Consider the following 16,096-nt stretch of genomic DNA (forward strand, 5'->3'; position numbering starts at 1 on the left):
TCCTTAACAGATGGCAGTGCTTGGAAGCGAATATACGTACTGGGATCTGCCCCCTGAGAATACAGGAGTTTGTCTCCTAGCAACCGTAGTCATGTCAGATAGCCCCGCTTAACTTTCAATCAATTATGAATCCTGCAATTCAGTAACAAAACAGTCATTTATCGTTTATAGCATGAGCCTTTTCAAATGGAGGTGGTTGTTATGAATGGTTCTGAGGTTTTACAGGCCCCACGGGTCTCGAGCGGTAGTCGTTGGCCACAATGGTTAGCAGTGTTGGCGTTGGTATATGTGCTGATCAGTGCGGTCAGCATGATTGGTTCTGGCTTTAAGGCGGCTACAGGAGGGCAAGCGCAGGATCTATTTGAGTTTGCGTCGAATCCTTATGTGGGGCTAGTGATAGGCATCGTGGCCACGGCACTGATCCAATCTTCCTCTACTGTGACTTCGTTAATCGTGGGCATGGTGGCCGGTGGTTTACCGGTCACGATTGCTATCCCAATGATTATGGGGTCAAACGTGGGGACTACGGTAACAAACACTTTAGTTAGCTTGGGGCATGTGCGTGATAAAGCCGAATTCCGCCGTGCTTTCTCTGCGGCTACGGTGCATGACTTTTTTAACCTGATTGCTGTGGCCATCTTCTTGCCACTAGAAATCATGTTTGGCTTCTTAGAGCACGTAGCCCTTTGGTTATCCACTTTCTTGATTGGTTCAGATAGTTACTCAATGTCTGATATCAATGTGATTAAGATGCTGACGAAACCATTTGTTGGTGCAGTAGACAGCATTACTGGCATGCTTCCAGGAGTATTTGGCAGCGTGGCATTGATCATTGTTGGGTTGGTGCTGATTTTTGCTGCGATCACTTACATAGGTAAGCTACTAAAAGTACTGATGGTTGGTAAAGCCAAAGAAGTACTGCATTCTGCCATTGGTCGTGGCCCTGTGACGGGTATTGCTTCAGGCGCCTTGGTGACGACCTTTGTTCAATCTTCTTCTACGACGACCAGTCTAATGGTGCCGCTAGCAGGCTCAGGAACCTTTAGCTTGAAGCAGATTTATCCTTTTATGCTGGGGGCGAATATTGGTACGACGGTTACTGCTTTGCTAGCCGCTACCGCTATCTCTGGCGCGCTAGCCGTGTCGGCGTTGGAAATAGCCTTGGTGCACTTCTTGTTTAACGTGTTCGCCGTATTGGTGATCTTTGGTATCCCGTTACTCCGCAACTTGCCAATCATGGGTGCTGAATGGCTAGCGGGCCTCGCCTCTGAACGAAAAGTCTTTGCTGCCGCTTGGGTGCTAGGCGTGTTTATCATTGTGCCATTACTCATGATTGCTGCCAGCATGATCTTTTAGCAGCCCATAACAGAAGGAATCTGCATTATGTCTGATTTAGAACGTATGTCGAAAGAAGAACTGAAGAAGATCCTGAATGAAACGGAGCAGCATATCCACGATATACGTGCCGAGCTGGATAAGCGTGATTCAGATGTTCAGCACGAAGAAGTGGACGACATTGCATTGAGTCCAGAATGGACGCCAGTGCAATGGGGGAAAGTTCGCTCATTCTTTGAAATGGTCTTGGAAGAGCTACGTAAGTAAGACAGATTACTTAAGTATCAAACGAAAGCCGACTGAGCAATCAGTCGGCTTTTTTATCTTCTACTACTTCCTTTGGCACAATCCCTAATTTCTCTTTCACCCCCTCAATAAATTTAGGGGTAAGACGTACATAGGCGGTGACTAGACTAATGTCATCGGGATCCCGTTTGATGGTAAAGCCGATACGGCGGCAGAAGTCGATCATGCGTTTGTTCTCCGCCAGTACCGTACCTTTCATTTCTTTAATGCCTTTAAAGTTTGCCACCAAGATCAGTCGTCGCATCAATAATGCGGCTAGGCCGTGACCTTGGTAATCATCGCCAATCACCACAGCAAACTCACAGCTTTGATCATCAAAGTTATCGCTAAAGCGTGCCGCTCCCATCATCACTTGTTGGTCGTCTTTTTCACCTACGGCAATCAGTGCCATTTCACGGTCATAATCGATATGCGATAAACTGGCCACCATACGTGGCGTCAGCTCGGATATATTGGCAATAAAGCGGAAGTAGCGACTTTCATGGGAGAGGTTCTTCACAAAGTTAGCCATCATATCGGCATCCCTTGGCAAAATCGGGCGTAAGGTAATCTCTTGTCCATCACGAAGCGTTACTTGCTTCACCCATTGTCTTGGGTAAGGCTGAATGGATAAATGCTCATAGCGTCTGAGCTTGCCGCTGCTTTTCAGCTTGGCTGTGACATCGGCAAAAATACTACCACTTTCATGAATTCGCACATCGGCCAATTCTAAGTACTCAAATTCTGGTAGTTCACACACCAGCGTTGAGAAGCTACGCAGCAAGTCTTCTAGCTCAAAGGATTCCACATTTGGAAAGGCTCGATGGATTAAGTCCTTAGAAAGGATGGTATTGAGGGGCGGTAGCGCGACGGCTTCGGTTTGGTGGTGCCATTGGTTAGCGCCTTCAAGAGATAAGCCTATCGCAGGGCCAAACACCGGATCGCGGAAGGCGCGCAGGTGAATCGGTGCTTGCAGCAAATAATTGGTTTGTCGGCGTGTGATTAAGCGGAAGTTAAACAGATCAAAGACTTCTTTAAGATCTTCTGCGGTAGGCGTTTTATTGCCTGCTTTAATCATCTCTTTTAACTTCGCGCGCGCAGCGGCCACATCGATATTGAAGCGGAACGCATGGCTATCTGGCATTTGTTTCGCCAACAATTGGTTACGGTGGAATTGCACTAAGAACTGGAAGCCCTCAATGGCGGCTTCGGGAGTTCTAAAGGTCGGAATGCCCGCTTCGTTAATCCGCGTACGTAACGCCACCATATGACCACCGCCGAGCATACATACCATCACCAGTTTCTTTTGCTTCTTATGCAGCTGTAACACTTGATCGTACAGAGACACCATATTGATCAAGGCGGTGGGACTGAGCATCAATAGCACCGCGCCGCACTCTTTGTCAGCCAGAGCGGTTTCAGCAAGGTCAACAAACAGGTTGGCATCACAGCTGGCCCATGCGGTGGTGACACTGCCAACGCTGCCGCGGCCCGCCATAATGCCTTCCAGCTTGGTTTTTAAGACATCGTTTGGTGTTAGTAAGTTAATGTTTACTTCGGCGGCACGCTGTGCCGCGAGTTCACCTGGACCTGCACCATTACCAATAATCATCAAAGAGCCATCTTTGACTCGACGGGCATTGGTCATCACTGAGGCGGCGGCAACCAAGTCATTTAAGCGATGGCCTCGTACCGCACCGGTGCGGCTTAGCGCAGCATCCAGCACCCGTGGATCTGCACCGACATTATGCTCGGTCACTACAGCAACCGGTTTTGAGCGGCTGGCGGCACGTAGACTACTGAGGAATCGCGTGGTGGAGCCAATCTTTTGTAAGTACATCAAGATCGACTGACTCTCAAAATCATTGGATAAATAATCGAGTACTTGCGACGGCATCACATCAATCGGGCTACCCATACTGACTACTTGGGAGAAACCAATACCTTGCCAAGTGGCCCAGTCCACCAAAGCGCTGGCCACGGTGCCGGATTGTGATAAAAGCGCTAAGCGGCCAGGAATTGGTTGTGTTAAACCGAGCCAGGCGGAGAAACCTTGTTTCGGGCGGCACATGCCAAAACTGTTTGGACCGATTAGGCGCACATTGTGCTGTCGTGCGGCCTTTAAAATGTCCTCAGCACTTTCCTCTGAGCCCATAAACACCAACAGTGCTGGGATTGATAATTGACCACATTGTTCAATGATTTGAGTAAGAGGACGAGGATCTTCCCCTGCCAGAATGGCAAGATCAGGGGTTTTAGTCAGTGTCTCTAGAGAAGCGATTTGTTCAAATGGCAACACGCCAACACTTTCATCTGGTTCCACACCATACAAAGAAATTTTGCCGCGGCGGCCACCATAGGAGAGCGCTCTGAGCACCGCATGCAAGATCGGATTGAAGCGATCTTGTCCTGTGAAAACCAATACGGAGCTTGGGGCTAATAATGGTTGAAGTGCGTGCATGCAGAAATCTCCCTGAGTGGCCTGTAGCGAACGTCCTGGCAAAAGCCCTCGCTCAACAACAGAGAATGCATTGATGTCATAGCAGTCTAGACCAATGTCGGATAGGCTGCCTAGTGCCAACTATGGCTTGATATAAGGCAGTTCAAGTATGATTGCCTTATAGTAGCCTTAGATGGTCACGTGATGAATAACAATAATAGCGGCCCTTGATGTGGGTGCAGATTTTTACGGATACCGATATGAGCACAGCTTACCTGACACACCCTTTGTGTGAAGAGCATAAGCTTGGGGAAGATCACCCTGAGTCGCCACAACGGCTAGAAGCCATTCAAAACCGCCTGATTGCGGGACAATTGATGGACTATATGCGTTGGCGAGAAGCGAACGAAGTCACCGTAGAACAGCTTAACGCCACTCACGATCCCAGCTATGTGGCCTCTATTTTTGCTAAGGCGCCAGAGCAAGGTCATGTGGAGCTGGATCAAGAAACGCTGATGATGCCAGGTACCCTAGATGCCGCTCTACGTGCTTCGGGCGCGGTAGTGCAAGCGGTCGATATGATTATGAGCGGTGAAGTGCAAAATGCTTTTTGTGCAGTACGCCCGCCCGGTCATCATGCGGAATACGACAAAGCCATGGGCTTTTGCTTATTCAATAATGTTGCCGTCGGTGCCCGCCATGCGTTGAATCAATACGGTATTGAGCGTATCGCCATCGTCGATTTTGATGTGCACCATGGCAATGGCACGGAAGACATTTTTAAAAATGATCCGAAAGTGCTGTACGCCTCTAGTTATCAACATCCGCTATTTCCTTACCCCGATCCAGGGGCGTCCCACGATAATATTATTCATATGCCATTGGAGAAGGGCTCAAAAGGCGAAGACTTTCGCGCGGCCTATGAAGCAGAGTTATTTCCTGCTTTAGAAGCATTCAAACCGCAGTTACTGATGATCTCAGCAGGCTTTGATGCGTTAGCAGAAGACCCAATGGGTCAATTGCGTTTACGTGAAGAGGACATTGTCTGGGTCACGGAGAAATTAATGGACGTGGCAGAGCGTCATTGCGAAGGACGTGTGATTTCAGTGTTAGAAGGCGGCTATAACACCGACGCGTTAGGGCGTGCGGTATTTAGTCACTTAAAGGCCATTATGAAGATCTAGCGTTTTATATTGATCGATTACAAAGAAAGAAGCCTAGCATCATTGATGCTAGGCTTCTTGCGTTTTAGGCCGCTTGTAATGACGCTTGGCGGGTTTTACGAGAGTAAATAAACAGCACGATAAAGAGTGCCAAGCCTGCGCTATCCAGCAAAATGCTATGGTGTGGCCAAAGCATCAATAGCGCGGCGACACCAGAAAGAATACGCAGCGCAATGTTCAATGGCCCTTCAAGATAGCCTTCCATAAAGCCAACAAAGGCATACAAACCAAATAGGGCGAAGACAAAGATGCGCAACACGTCTGGTGTCTCCCCGCCGATAAAGTTGGTGTAAGCCAATAGTAGCGGCACGATATACAAGCCCTTCGCCAGTTTCCACGCCATAAAGCCAGTCGACATCGGCGGCGTCTTAGCAATCGCTGCGGCCGCAAAGGCGGTCAGACACACCGGTGGCGTGACGTTAGAGTCCTGTGACAGCCAGAAAATGATCATATGCGCAGAGAGCAGCGCGGCACTCAACACTGTCGGATTCAACGCTTGTTCCAGTAGCTGCCCTTTGAAATCACTCGGCACTTGGGCTATCAAGGCGGTGGCATCCGCTTGGCTCATTGGCGCTGATAACAAAGCGTACTTCTCTGGGTCAATCAGCATAAAGATGACTTTGGCTTGTTCTGGCAAGTTGCCTGCCATGACTAAGTCAATCAAATGTGATTCCGCTATTAGGTTGTACAACGCGGGTGCAGACAGTGTTGCCAAGACAATGTACGCCGCCGTGACTGGCAGTCCCATTCCTAAGATCAAGGAGGCTAGGGCGACCAAGGTCAACATGATAAACAAGTTGCCGTTAGACCATTCTGAAACCATCAAAGAAAAGGTATTACCGATGCCAGTCATGGCGACCACGTTTACCACCAAGCCTACGGCCACCAACAAAATAGCCGTAGTGGCCATATTACGTGAACCCTGCGCTAAGGCATCAAGGATGTCTTTGAACTTCATTGGGTTTTTAGACAGCCAAGACGACACAATCACCGCTAGTATGGAAATGCCGGCCGCATAGGTGGGAGTAAAACCATAGATCAGCAAGGCCACCAATACGGCAAGTGGCAATAGGAAATGCCAGCCTTCTTTAAATACTTCGCCGAAACTACGGGTGTCTAACTCAATCGCATGGGCGTGAGAGCGCATCGCTTCGACACGTACATAGAAGCCAACTGACATAAAGTACAGCAGTGCAGGTAAGGTTGAGACGGCGATGATTTCCACATAAGGAATTTGCGTATAAGACGCCATGATAAAGGCTCCTGCGCCCATCACAGGTGGCATCAGCTGCCCGCCAGTGGACGCGGCCGCTTCTACCCCTGCGGCAAACCGTGCAGGGAAACCGGCTTTACGCATCATCGGAATGGTGATCACGCCCGTCGATACGGTGTTGGCCACAGAGGAGCCAGACACCGAGCCCATCAAGCCAGAACCTAATACGGCAACAAAACCTGGGCCACCCACAAAACGCCCAGCGGCGCAGCGTGATAATTCAATAATGAAATCCCCTGCGCCAGATTTTACTAGGAAGGCTCCAAACAGGATAAACATGAACACGTAGGTCCAAGAAATGCGGGCAATGGAGCCAAACATACCTTCAGAAGAGAAGTACGAGCGGAACATCACTGTTTCAAGGCTCAAGCCAGCAAAGCCAAAGATACCGTCGATATAGGGCCCCCACCAGAACACATAGGTGAGTGCGACAACAATTAACGACGGAATAAACCAGCCTGTGGTGCGTCGAGTCAGTTCCAGAGCAATGGCGATGGCGACAAAAGAGACGACCCAATCGCTGGTAATAAAGTTGACGCCACGATCATAGAGGGCATCTTCAAACAGAATCAGATAGACAGTCGTGGCAATGGCCACAAGGCCAATGGCAATATCCAGCGTTAATGCTAAACGGCGACCGCCTGCGCTAGAGGCTTTAAAGGCTGGCACCATCAAAGCACAAATCAGAGCAAAGCCGCTGAAGTGAATGGCGGAAACCCAAAGTTCAGATAGGGTTCCTAACGTATTGAAATAGATATGGGCGAGGGCAAACAACACGCCCACCCAGTAAATCAAGCGTCCGGTAGGCGAGGCTTCATCCCGTTGCTCAAGCTCTAGACTTTTCAGCTTATCCTGCATTTCTTGGTCTTGGCTAACCTGAGTCTCAGACATATTGTATGGCCTTAACGTCTTACGACACGCTGACGGCGTATCAATTGGTTGGAAAAAACGAGACACAATAGGGCCGCTAGATGACCCTATTGTGGGAACACATGATGCGAGTGTTATTCAGCAATCAAGTGCGCAGGAATGGTCAGACCTGCTTCCTTGTAGTAACGCGCTGCACCTGGGTGAAGCGGCACTGGCAAGCCATCAATCGCTTTTTCAAGGGACATGTCTTTAGTGGCTTTGTGAATACCATTTAGGAAGGGTAGGTTTTCGTAAATGGTCTTAGTCAGCTGGTACACGTCTTCTTCGGACAAGTCAGCGTTCACCGCTAAGAAGTTAGGCTGCGCCATGGTGTGAATCGCTTTGGCTTGGCCTGGGTAAGTATTCGCAGGGATTTCAAAGCGCGTCCAAAGTTGGAAATTACCGTTGGCTTGTTTGATTTGCTCATCGGTAAAGTCCAGCACGGTAATGTCATCACCTAGGGCGGCGTAAGCACGAGTAATGGCGCTGGTCGGTACGCCAGAGGGAATGTTCATGCCATCAATGGTGCCGTTTTGCATGGCATCGGCAGACGCGGCATAGCCCATATAAGCCATGTCGAGCTTATCCACTGGCACCTGCATGTTATTTAGAATGGTCAAACCAGAACCCTCGGTGCCGGAGTTCTTAGTACCGATAGAAAACTTCTCGCCCGCTAGATTATTCATATCCGAAATGGTGCCGGATTTAGCGTACTCAGCACGGACTACGAATTGCTCAACGTTTTGCCACAGCATAGAGATAGAGCGTAGGTTCTTTTGCGGGCCCTCTTTTTCCATACGGCCGGTGCCGTCCCACGCCCAAGCGCCGTACAAACCTTGCAGGATAGAAAGCTGAGCTTCGTTTTCACGCATCAATTTGATGTTTTCACCAGAACCTGCCGAGTTGATTGCCGAGATCGACATGCCCGTCGTTGGCTCAAGCTTCACTTTGGTAAGCGTCGCTAGGGCAACGCCGACAGGGTAAAACGTACCACCAGTGGATGCAGTCGCGAGCACGTAAGAGCGGTCATCAGCGGCTTGCGCCAGACTCACAGAACCTACGGCTGTACCCATCACCAGTGCGGCACCCATTGCTTTTACTAATGTACGTTTGGTCATCATCATTATGTGTTTCCTATCAGTATTGTTGTTATGTAATAAGAGGACTTTGACAGAGCATCCCCGCTCTCAGTTAACAGAGTATAGGCAAATAAAGTGCAAGTACATTAGCGAATGGTCGTGGGGATGGCCGAATGGCCGAGCGCTGGGAGAAGTGGCGCGCCTTGCCGAGGAGGTGTTGGCAAGGCGCGTAGGGTAGGGGTTACTTCAATAGGGCAGTGTTCTGGGCATTCTCCCAAGAGACCTGTTCGGGCACCTGCTGACTGTCTTCACGGAAGAAGTAAGCATTCTTAGGTTCAGCAAACACGATTTCACCGCGTTTAACCGGATTGCGATCGTATTCCGCATGGCTTAAGTCTGCTTCCCAAATTTGTTCGGCTTGCCATTGGTAGGGCTCAAGCTCCACACGCACTTCGGGACCGATTGGGTTCACGGCAATGACTTTTAATGGCAAATTTGCCACAGCCGTTGCTTCGCTATGCAGCGCCAATTCATGGGAGCGAATGTACAGCTGGCCATTGTTCAGTGGCACATCACTGCTTGGCGCGCTGATCCAAGCTTGGTCGTTGGTTAAACGAGACTGCTCTAGTTTGCCGTCAAACACGTTCACATTGCCCAAGAAATCAAACACAAAGCGGCTGTTGGGCTGAGCGTACAGTTGTGCAGGTTCGTCCACTTGCTCAATGTGCCCGTTGCTCATCACCACAACGCGATCCGACAGCTCTAACGCTTCCTCTTGGTCGTGGGTTACAAACACACTGGTAAAGCCGATTTCATCGTGCAGGCTGCGCAACCAGCGGCGTAGTTCTTTACGCACCTTGGCATCCAGAGCGCCAAATGGCTCATCTAGCAATAAAACATCAGGTTTGGTCGCCAAGGCACGAGCGAGGGCGATACGCTGCTTTTGACCGCCCGATAGCTGTGATGGGTAACGGTTGGCAAGATGGCCTAGTTGCACCATTTCTAACAAATGTTTTACGCGACGTTGGATTTCGGCCTTGTTTGGGCGCTGCTTGGCATCCATGACCTCAAGGCCAAAGGCCACGTTGTCGGCCACTGACATATGGCGGAACAGGGCGTAGTTTTGGAACACAAAGCCCACATGGCGATCACGCACGTGAAGGTTGGTCACATCACGGTCGCCAAATTGAATGCGACCCGAGTCCGCCCCTTCAAGGCCTGCGATGATGCGCAGTAGGGTGGTTTTACCCGAGCCCGATGGGCCTAACAGACCAATCATTTCACCTTCGTCGATGTTCAATGACAACGGTGACAAAGCTTGGAATTGGCCGAATGTTTTGGAGATGTTTTCTAAGCGAATACTCATGTTGTCACCTATTAATGTGTCGATTCTGCTTTATGGGCGCGCTCTTGGCGCCACTCAATAAAGGCTTTGAAAATCAAAGTGATCAAGGCGATCACCGCCAGCAAAGACGCGCTCGCAAACGCCGCCGTGGCTTGGTAATCCTCGTATAGCAATTGAATATGCAGTGGCAGAGTATTGGTTTCGCCACGGATATTGCCGGATACTACCGATACGGCACCGAATTCTCCCACCGCACGTGCGTTGGTCAGAATGACACCGTACAAAAGCGCCCATTTAATATTCGGTAGCGTCACACGACGGAATAACTGCCAACCAGAAGCGCCCAAAATCACCGCCGCTTCTTCGTCTTCTCGGCCTTGTTGTTGCATCAAGGGAATCAACTCACGGGCCACAAACGGACAGGTGACAAACACAGTCACCATAACAATGCCAGGCCATGCGAACATCAGTTGCAGATCATGCTCAAACAGCCACGCGCCGATCCAACCGTTGTTGCCGTACAGCAATAGATACAAAAGGCCTGCTACCACAGGGGAGACCGCAAACGGGATGTCCATTAAGGTCATTAAAAGTTTACGACCTGGGAATTCAAAGCGTGTCACCGACCAAGCCAGCAGCACACCAAACACCAAGTTAATCGGCACTGTCAGTAGCGCGACGAACAGCGTTAAGCCAATGGCGTGCAGTGTGTCAGGATCGCCTAGGCTGTCCCAATAAACGGCCAAACCGTCGACAAAGGCTTGTTGAAAGATACTGATTAAAGGCACCACCAAAAGCACTGCAGTCAGTACCAAAGTTAAGCCAATTAGCGTGTACTTTACCGCGGGGCGATCGCCCACGCGTTGTTGATGACGTTGTCCAGATGCCATGTTATTTCCTCCGAATTAACGTCCGTGCAGGCGTTTCAGATAACGCCCTTGCCAAATATTGATGGCGAACAAAAGTACCAGCGAAGCGATCAATACCACTGAGGCAATGGCGCTTGCGGCAGGGAAGTCGAACTCTTGTAAACGCACAAAGATCATCAACGAAGTAATCTCACTGATGTAAGGCATATTGCCCGCGACAAAAATAACCGCGCCAAATTCACCTAAGCTTCGGGTAAACGACAGCGCCACACCTGTTACCAGTGCGGGCCATAGCGAAGGTAAAATAATGCGTTGAAACACCGACCAATCCGAAGCACCAAGGGTAATGCCTGCTTCTTCTTCCTCGGGTGCCAGTTCTTCCAGTACTGGCTGCACGGTACGTACTACAAAGGGAATACTGGTAAAGGACATCGCTACGACAATGCCTAGAGGCGTGTAAGCCACCTTGATGCCAAGCTCCGCCAGCAGCTGGCCATACCAACCGTTTTCGGCGTAAAGCGTTGCCAAGGTAATACCCGCGACCGCAGTCGGTAGGGCGAAGGGCAAATCTACCAAGGCATCTAAAATACGTTTGCCTGGAAATTCGTAACGCACCAACACCCAAGCCAGTAATAAGCCAAATAAGCCATTAAAAATCGAGGCAATCACCGCTGCCCAAATGGTGACCTTGTAACTGGCCACAACGCGTTCATCGGTAATCACAGACCAGTAATCGGCCCAGCTCATGCCAGCGGTTTGCATGATCAAACCGGTCATGGGTAATAGCAAAATTAAGCTGATAAAAAACAGCGAGCTGCCGAGGCTTAACCCAAAACCGGGTAACACTCGTTTATGGCGAGGCTTGGCGCTAGCAGCGCTTAAGGTGGTGGACATGGCAATCGCTCCTTGGCGAAATCAGTCGAGTCTTTCCAAGTCGTAGAAATGCAAACGCCGGACGTGGTGCGCCCGGCGAGAAAAAGCTAACAAAGTCAGTTGATTAGCGACGCTGAAGCTGGTCTAACTGCTTGCCGTTAGCAAAGATATCTTCCATCGCTTGTGGCCAGCCGCCCGCGATTTCCTCCACTGTTAGCAGTTTCACTTCAGGGAAACGGTCAGCCACTTCCGCTTTCACCACGTCGTTGTGGATACGGTAGTTAAAGCTTGCTAATAGACGCTGGGATTCTTCGCTGTATAGGTAGCTTAGGTACTCAGTCGATACATCAAAGGTACCGTTTTTCTTGGCGTTACGCTCAACTACCGCGACTGGGAACTCCGCTAGGATCGAGGTTTTAGGAACAACTACTTCGTAGTCATCAACGCCGTATTGCTGACGGATGTTATTGACTTCAGATTCGAAAGTAATCAATACGTCACCGATACTACGCTCAACGAATGTGGTGGTTGCGCCGCGACCGCCGGTATCAAAGACCGCAACGTTAGCCAGGAAGGTTTTCAAGAAAGCGTTTTGCGCATCCGTGTTGTCTTTACCGAACTGATCTTGAGCGTAGCCAAGTGCCGCTAGGTAAGTGTAACGACCGTTACCTGAGGTTTTCGGGTTCGGGAAGACCAAGCCCACGTCTTGTTTCGCTAGATCACCCCAGTCATGGATGTTCTTTGGGTTGCCTTTACGAACAAGGAACGCTGTTGTTGAGTAGTAAGGCGAGCTGTTGTTTGGCAGCTTTTGCTTCCAATCAGCAGGCACAAGGTTGCCTCGATCCGCCAAAATTTGCACGTCTGTGACTTGGTTAAAGGTTACCACATCAGCTGGTAGTCCTTGCAGGATTGAGCGTGCTTGCTTAGACGAGCCCGCGTGAGATTGCTTGATTTCAACCGTTTGACCGGTCTTTTCTTCCCAGTGCTTTTGGAACACAGGGTTGTAGCTTGCGAACAGCTCACGGGCGATGTCGTAAGACGTATTTAGGATGGTTTGGTCGGCAGCAGAGGCATTCACTGCAGAGCCAAGTAGTAGCGCGCCGGCTACTGATTTGATCAATTTTAGCTTCGATTTCATGGGGAATACCTGTTTGGTTAGCACCAGTGATTGATTATTGATCGATAGCTTAGTTAAAAGATTTTGTTATTACAAGAATGAAAAATGAAAGATTTTGGAATAAGCGGAATAATGCTGGGTTATGGCTTTAGTCGGCTGGTATGACAGAATTTCGCACGTCAATGTGCATGGATTAAGGATGTTTGGGGTGAGTTAAGGCTGCATTTTGCATTTTTTAGTTGATTACGTTAACTAACCCCCTTGCTCAAAAAAATCATCGAGCTGTGCAAACTATAAAAACTAAAACCACCTTTAACTAGTGGGCAATCCATATCAATGAGGCATCCATGAACACACTATTTCGACGCTCTATTTTAAGCATTGCGCTAACCGGTTTGAGTGCCACGGCAATCGCTGGCACAACCATCAGCGTGACTTCTCAATTACCAGAAACTCACCCAGTGAGCCAAAACTGGATCGACTTTGGTAAATTGATCGAAGAAAAATCGGATGGCGAGCTAAGCATTCAGCTTTTCCCATCGGCACAGCTTTTTAAAGACAAAGAAGTACCTGAAGCCGTGGGCTCAGGTGCGATCAGCGCGGGCACAACATTTATTGGTCGTTTCGCGGGTTCGGTACCTGCGGTAGACGTGATTGCTGTGCCATTTATGTTTAATAGTGAAGATCATATTCGTAAGGTGGTAGCGCCAGGTTCAGAGCTTCGTAAAACCATCGATAGTAAAATCCTAGCAGAAACCGGTGCTCGTGTACTGTGGTGGCAAGCTTTCGGCCGTAACGTATACCTAAGCAACGGTGAGCCAATCGTTGAGCCTGCGGACATCGAAGGTAAGAAAATCCGTACCTACGGTAAAATCCATGGTTGGACCGCAGAGGCTTTGAATGCAGCACCTGCTTTGTTATCTGCATCGGAACAATTTTTGGCGTATCAACAAGGTGTCGTGGATGTCGGCATGACCGCAGTATCGGCTGTTAAATCACGTAAGCTATACGAAGTTATGGATAACATGACGCTGACTTTCGATAGTGCGGTGGAATTCGTGGCAGTTATAAACAATGATTTATACGAAAGCTTGTCTTCGGAAGAACAGCAGATCATTGATGAGGCTGCGAAAACTGTTGAACAGCAGTTACGTGACAAAATTTATGCACAGGAAGCCGCCACTGTAGAAGAAATGAAGGGCTACATGAATGTTGTCGAGCTAACGGATGCCCAGCGTGCTGATTGGCAAAAAGCCACTCAATCGGTAGTGGATCGTTTTGTCCAAGAAACTGGCGCAACTGGTGCGGAAGCGGTCAAAGCGATTCGTTCAGTCCAGTAATCGAACACGCCTGTTATAGCGGCCAGCGAGAAGGGCTGGCCGCGTCGTTTATTATTTCCCTATCAGGAGAAACACATGTTTTTACGTGTGATTGATACGGTTTCCGAATGGACTGGGAAACTGTGTGCTTGGAGCTTTTTTGCGGTGGGTTGTTTTATTACCTATGAAGTAGTGATGCGCTATGTTTTTAATGCGCCGACGATTTGGGTGGATGAAATCAGTCGTGTGTTGATGGTGTGGTCGGTGTATCTCGCCGCAGCCTTCGCCCTTAAGCACAAAGAAATGGTGGTCATTGATCTGGCCTTTCGTACCCCAGGAACACTGGGACGTAAACTGTGTGACAGCTTTGCGATTCTGTTTATGTTTGTCTTCGCCACGTTGGCTTGCTATTTCGGCTTCCAACTGTGGCTGAAATCAGCGCTTGCTGGACACACTACCGATAGTTATTTAGCGCTACCGAAATGGTTTACCCATGCGCCAGTTTGGTTAGGTACGGGCTTATTGACTCTGCAAGGTCTGGCTGAATTGGTGCGTATTTGGACGCAAACACCTGAAGAGCAAACGACACAACAGGGAGCGGCGCATTAATGGAAGCTTTATTTATTCTAGTGGCGCTGTTGGCCCTATTAGTTCTACGCACGCCAGTGGCGTTTGCGCTTGGTGGTTTGGGGATTATTCTATTGGCGCTGAAGGGCTTGCCAATGGTTGGTGTGCCACAGCGTCTATATGGTGCCATGGACAGTTTTGAGCTACTAGCCGTCCCCATGTTCCTATTAATGTCGAATGTGCTATTACGCGGTGGTGTTGGCAAAGATCTGTATTCTGGGGTACAAGCGTGGGTAGGGCATTTACCGGGTGGCCTAGGTGTCGCGACTATTATGTCTTGTACCTTGTTTTCTGCGATTTCCGGCTCTTCGGTGGCGACCGCCGCGACGATCGGTACCATTGCCATTCCAGAAATGATCAAACGTGGCTACGACCGTAAGTTTGTGTTTGGCATGTTAGCCGCTGGCGGTACCTTAGGCATTCTGATCCCGCCATCGATTCCATTGATCATCTATGGCATTGTGTCAGAGTCGTCGATCAAAACATTGTTCCTAGCAGGTGTTGGCCCTGGCTTGTTCTTGGCATTGGCGTTTATTGTCTATGGCGTGTTGTTCTCGCGCTTCTCCAGCCAATATCAAGCCATGCCGAAAGTGGACTGGCCTGAGCGAATTCGAGCGTCTTTAAAAGCATTGCCAACGGTATTGCTGGCAGTGTGTATTATCGGATCGATTTACGCTGGTATTGCCACGCCATCTGAAAGTGCGGGCTTAGGTTTTGTGATTGCCTTAATCATTACCTTTGCCATGGGGCGTATGAACTGGCAACTGCTGAAAGAGAGCGTGGAAAACACTCTAAAAACCACAGTGTTGGTGATGCTGATTGTGGCAGGGGCGAAAGTATTCTCTTATGCCATTACCTTGTACATGTTGCCACAAACCATCAGCATGATTTTAACGCAGAACATTTCCACGCCGGGCTTGTTTATTCTGGCCGTGGGCTTGGTGTTGTTCTTGATTGGCTTCTTCCTTGAAAGTCTATCGATGCTGCTGATCATGGTGCCTGTGTTGTTACCGGCAGTATTAAATATGCACATCGACCCGATCTGGTTCGGCATCTTCTTTGTGGTGTTGATTGAAACCGCTTTGATTACGCCACCGGTGGGTATGAACTTGTTTATCATCCAAGGTGTGGCGAAAGCGTCTCTGGAAGAGGTCTCTAAAGGTGCCTTGCCATTTGCGATCATTATGATCCTAACGGCAGTGTTGCTTTGGTTCTGGCCTGATCTGGCCTTGTACATTCCTTATCAGTTAGCGCGTTAAACCTGCGCTTTGCTGCTGACGTCGATACTGAGACTTACTCAGTATCGACGTCATTTCTTCTAGTTCTTATTCTCATTCACCAAAACGACCGATCTTTACACTTCCTTAAGGAAGCCTGATATGCATCAAGCTATTATCGAGGC

The 16,096-nt window shown here is 49.3% G+C and carries 13 protein-coding genes; 6 read left to right on the plus strand and 7 right to left on the minus strand.

What is annotated here, in order from left to right; genetic code table 11:
* The first annotated feature begins 201 nt into the window (after window positions 1-201).
* Together ACOSVP_RS16080 and ACOSVP_RS16085 are read left to right on the plus strand one after the other, a co-directional pair.
* Window positions 202-1,356 (plus strand): Na/Pi symporter, encoded by a 1,155-nt coding sequence (locus ACOSVP_RS16080; RefSeq protein ID WP_487348492.1) that lies wholly within the window; start codon window positions 202-204, stop codon window positions 1,354-1,356.
* Window positions 1,357-1,383: 27 nt separating this feature from the next.
* Window positions 1,384-1,602, plus strand: coding sequence for a hypothetical protein (locus ACOSVP_RS16085; protein ID WP_487348493.1), 219 nt, complete (start codon window positions 1,384-1,386; stop codon window positions 1,600-1,602).
* Window positions 1,603-1,642: 40 nt separating this feature from the next.
* Here ACOSVP_RS16085 and ACOSVP_RS16090 read toward each other — a convergent pair whose 3' ends face one another.
* Window positions 1,643-4,081, minus strand: coding sequence for a bifunctional acetate--CoA ligase family protein/GNAT family N-acetyltransferase (locus tag ACOSVP_RS16090; protein WP_487348494.1), 2,439 nt, complete (start codon window positions 4,079-4,081; stop codon window positions 1,643-1,645).
* 239 nt (window positions 4,082-4,320) lie between these two features.
* Here ACOSVP_RS16090 and ACOSVP_RS16095 point away from each other — a divergent pair, with 239 nt between their 5' ends.
* Window positions 4,321-5,244, plus strand: a complete 924-nt coding sequence (locus tag ACOSVP_RS16095) for a histone deacetylase family protein (RefSeq protein WP_487348495.1) — start codon at window positions 4,321-4,323, stop codon at window positions 5,242-5,244.
* Window positions 5,245-5,308: 64 nt separating this feature from the next.
* Here the strand turns inward: ACOSVP_RS16095 and ACOSVP_RS16100 are convergent, their stop codons facing one another.
* The 6 genes from ACOSVP_RS16100 to cysP form a co-directional block, all read right to left on the minus strand.
* Window positions 5,309-7,447, minus strand: coding sequence for a TRAP transporter permease (locus ACOSVP_RS16100; RefSeq protein ID WP_487348496.1), 2,139 nt, complete (start codon window positions 7,445-7,447; stop codon window positions 5,309-5,311).
* A 113-nt stretch (window positions 7,448-7,560) separates the two neighbouring features.
* A complete protein-coding gene (locus ACOSVP_RS16105; RefSeq protein WP_487348497.1) occupies window positions 7,561-8,589 on the minus strand; it encodes a TAXI family TRAP transporter solute-binding subunit in 1,029 nt (342 codons plus the stop codon).
* Between the two features lie 196 nt (window positions 8,590-8,785).
* Window positions 8,786-9,910: a sulfate/molybdate ABC transporter ATP-binding protein gene (locus tag ACOSVP_RS16110; RefSeq protein WP_487348498.1), complete on the minus strand. Its 1,125-nt coding sequence runs from the start codon at window positions 9,908-9,910 to the stop codon at window positions 8,786-8,788.
* An 11-nt stretch (window positions 9,911-9,921) separates the two neighbouring features.
* Window positions 9,922-10,779 (minus strand): sulfate ABC transporter permease subunit CysW, encoded by an 858-nt coding sequence (gene cysW / locus ACOSVP_RS16115; RefSeq protein WP_487348499.1) that lies wholly within the window; start codon window positions 10,777-10,779, stop codon window positions 9,922-9,924.
* A gap of 15 nt (window positions 10,780-10,794) precedes the next feature.
* A complete protein-coding gene (cysT, locus tag ACOSVP_RS16120; RefSeq protein ID WP_487348500.1) occupies window positions 10,795-11,652 on the minus strand; it encodes a sulfate/thiosulfate ABC transporter permease CysT in 858 nt (285 codons plus the stop codon).
* Window positions 11,653-11,755: 103 nt separating this feature from the next.
* The gene (cysP, locus tag ACOSVP_RS16125) at window positions 11,756-12,769 is read right to left on the minus strand and encodes a thiosulfate ABC transporter substrate-binding protein CysP (RefSeq protein WP_487348501.1); all 1,014 of its coding nucleotides are present in this window, start codon (window positions 12,767-12,769) and stop codon (window positions 11,756-11,758) included.
* Window positions 12,770-13,095: 326 nt separating this feature from the next.
* Between cysP and dctP the strand changes: the two genes are divergently transcribed.
* The 3 genes from dctP to ACOSVP_RS16140 all read left to right on the plus strand — a co-directional run bounded on the left by dctP (window position 13,096) and on the right by ACOSVP_RS16140 (window position 15,953).
* Window positions 13,096-14,088 carry a TRAP transporter substrate-binding protein DctP gene (gene dctP, locus ACOSVP_RS16130; RefSeq protein ID WP_487348502.1) on the plus strand — a complete coding sequence of 331 codons (993 nt, stop codon included), beginning with the start codon at window positions 13,096-13,098 and terminating at the stop codon, window positions 14,086-14,088.
* Between the two features lie 75 nt (window positions 14,089-14,163).
* Window positions 14,164-14,676 carry a TRAP transporter small permease gene (locus ACOSVP_RS16135; protein WP_487348503.1) on the plus strand — a complete coding sequence of 171 codons (513 nt, stop codon included), beginning with the start codon at window positions 14,164-14,166 and terminating at the stop codon, window positions 14,674-14,676.
* Window positions 14,676-15,953, plus strand: coding sequence for a TRAP transporter large permease (locus ACOSVP_RS16140; protein WP_487348504.1), 1,278 nt, complete (start codon window positions 14,676-14,678; stop codon window positions 15,951-15,953). The genes ACOSVP_RS16135 and ACOSVP_RS16140 overlap by 1 nt, the downstream gene beginning before the upstream one ends.
* The last annotated feature ends 143 nt before the right edge of the window (window positions 15,954-16,096 follow it).

The organism is Marinomonas sp. HM11-D, from assembly GCF_057626615.1.

Bases quoted from the DNA above. Each gene is read 5' to 3' on its own strand.
- ACOSVP_RS16080 (WP_487348492.1), top strand. From the start codon at position 202: ATGAATGGTTCTGAGGTTTTACAGGCCCCACGGGTCTCGAGCGGTAGT.
- ACOSVP_RS16085 (WP_487348493.1), top strand. From the start codon at position 1,384: ATGTCTGATTTAGAACGTATGTCGAAAGAAGAACTGAAGAAGATCCTG.
- ACOSVP_RS16090 (WP_487348494.1), bottom strand. From the start codon at position 4,081: ATGCACGCACTTCAACCATTATTAGCCCCAAGCTCCGTATTGGTTTTC.
- ACOSVP_RS16095 (WP_487348495.1), top strand. From the start codon at position 4,321: ATGAGCACAGCTTACCTGACACACCCTTTGTGTGAAGAGCATAAGCTT.
- ACOSVP_RS16100 (WP_487348496.1), bottom strand. From the start codon at position 7,447: ATGTCTGAGACTCAGGTTAGCCAAGACCAAGAAATGCAGGATAAGCTG.
- ACOSVP_RS16105 (WP_487348497.1), bottom strand. From the start codon at position 8,589: ATGATGATGACCAAACGTACATTAGTAAAAGCAATGGGTGCCGCACTG.
- ACOSVP_RS16110 (WP_487348498.1), bottom strand. From the start codon at position 9,910: ATGAGTATTCGCTTAGAAAACATCTCCAAAACATTCGGCCAATTCCAA.
- cysW (WP_487348499.1), bottom strand. From the start codon at position 10,779: ATGGCATCTGGACAACGTCATCAACAACGCGTGGGCGATCGCCCCGCG.
- cysT (WP_487348500.1), bottom strand. From the start codon at position 11,652: ATGTCCACCACCTTAAGCGCTGCTAGCGCCAAGCCTCGCCATAAACGA.
- cysP (WP_487348501.1), bottom strand. From the start codon at position 12,769: ATGAAATCGAAGCTAAAATTGATCAAATCAGTAGCCGGCGCGCTACTA.
- dctP (WP_487348502.1), top strand. From the start codon at position 13,096: ATGAACACACTATTTCGACGCTCTATTTTAAGCATTGCGCTAACCGGT.
- ACOSVP_RS16135 (WP_487348503.1), top strand. From the start codon at position 14,164: ATGTTTTTACGTGTGATTGATACGGTTTCCGAATGGACTGGGAAACTG.
- ACOSVP_RS16140 (WP_487348504.1), top strand. From the start codon at position 14,676: ATGGAAGCTTTATTTATTCTAGTGGCGCTGTTGGCCCTATTAGTTCTA.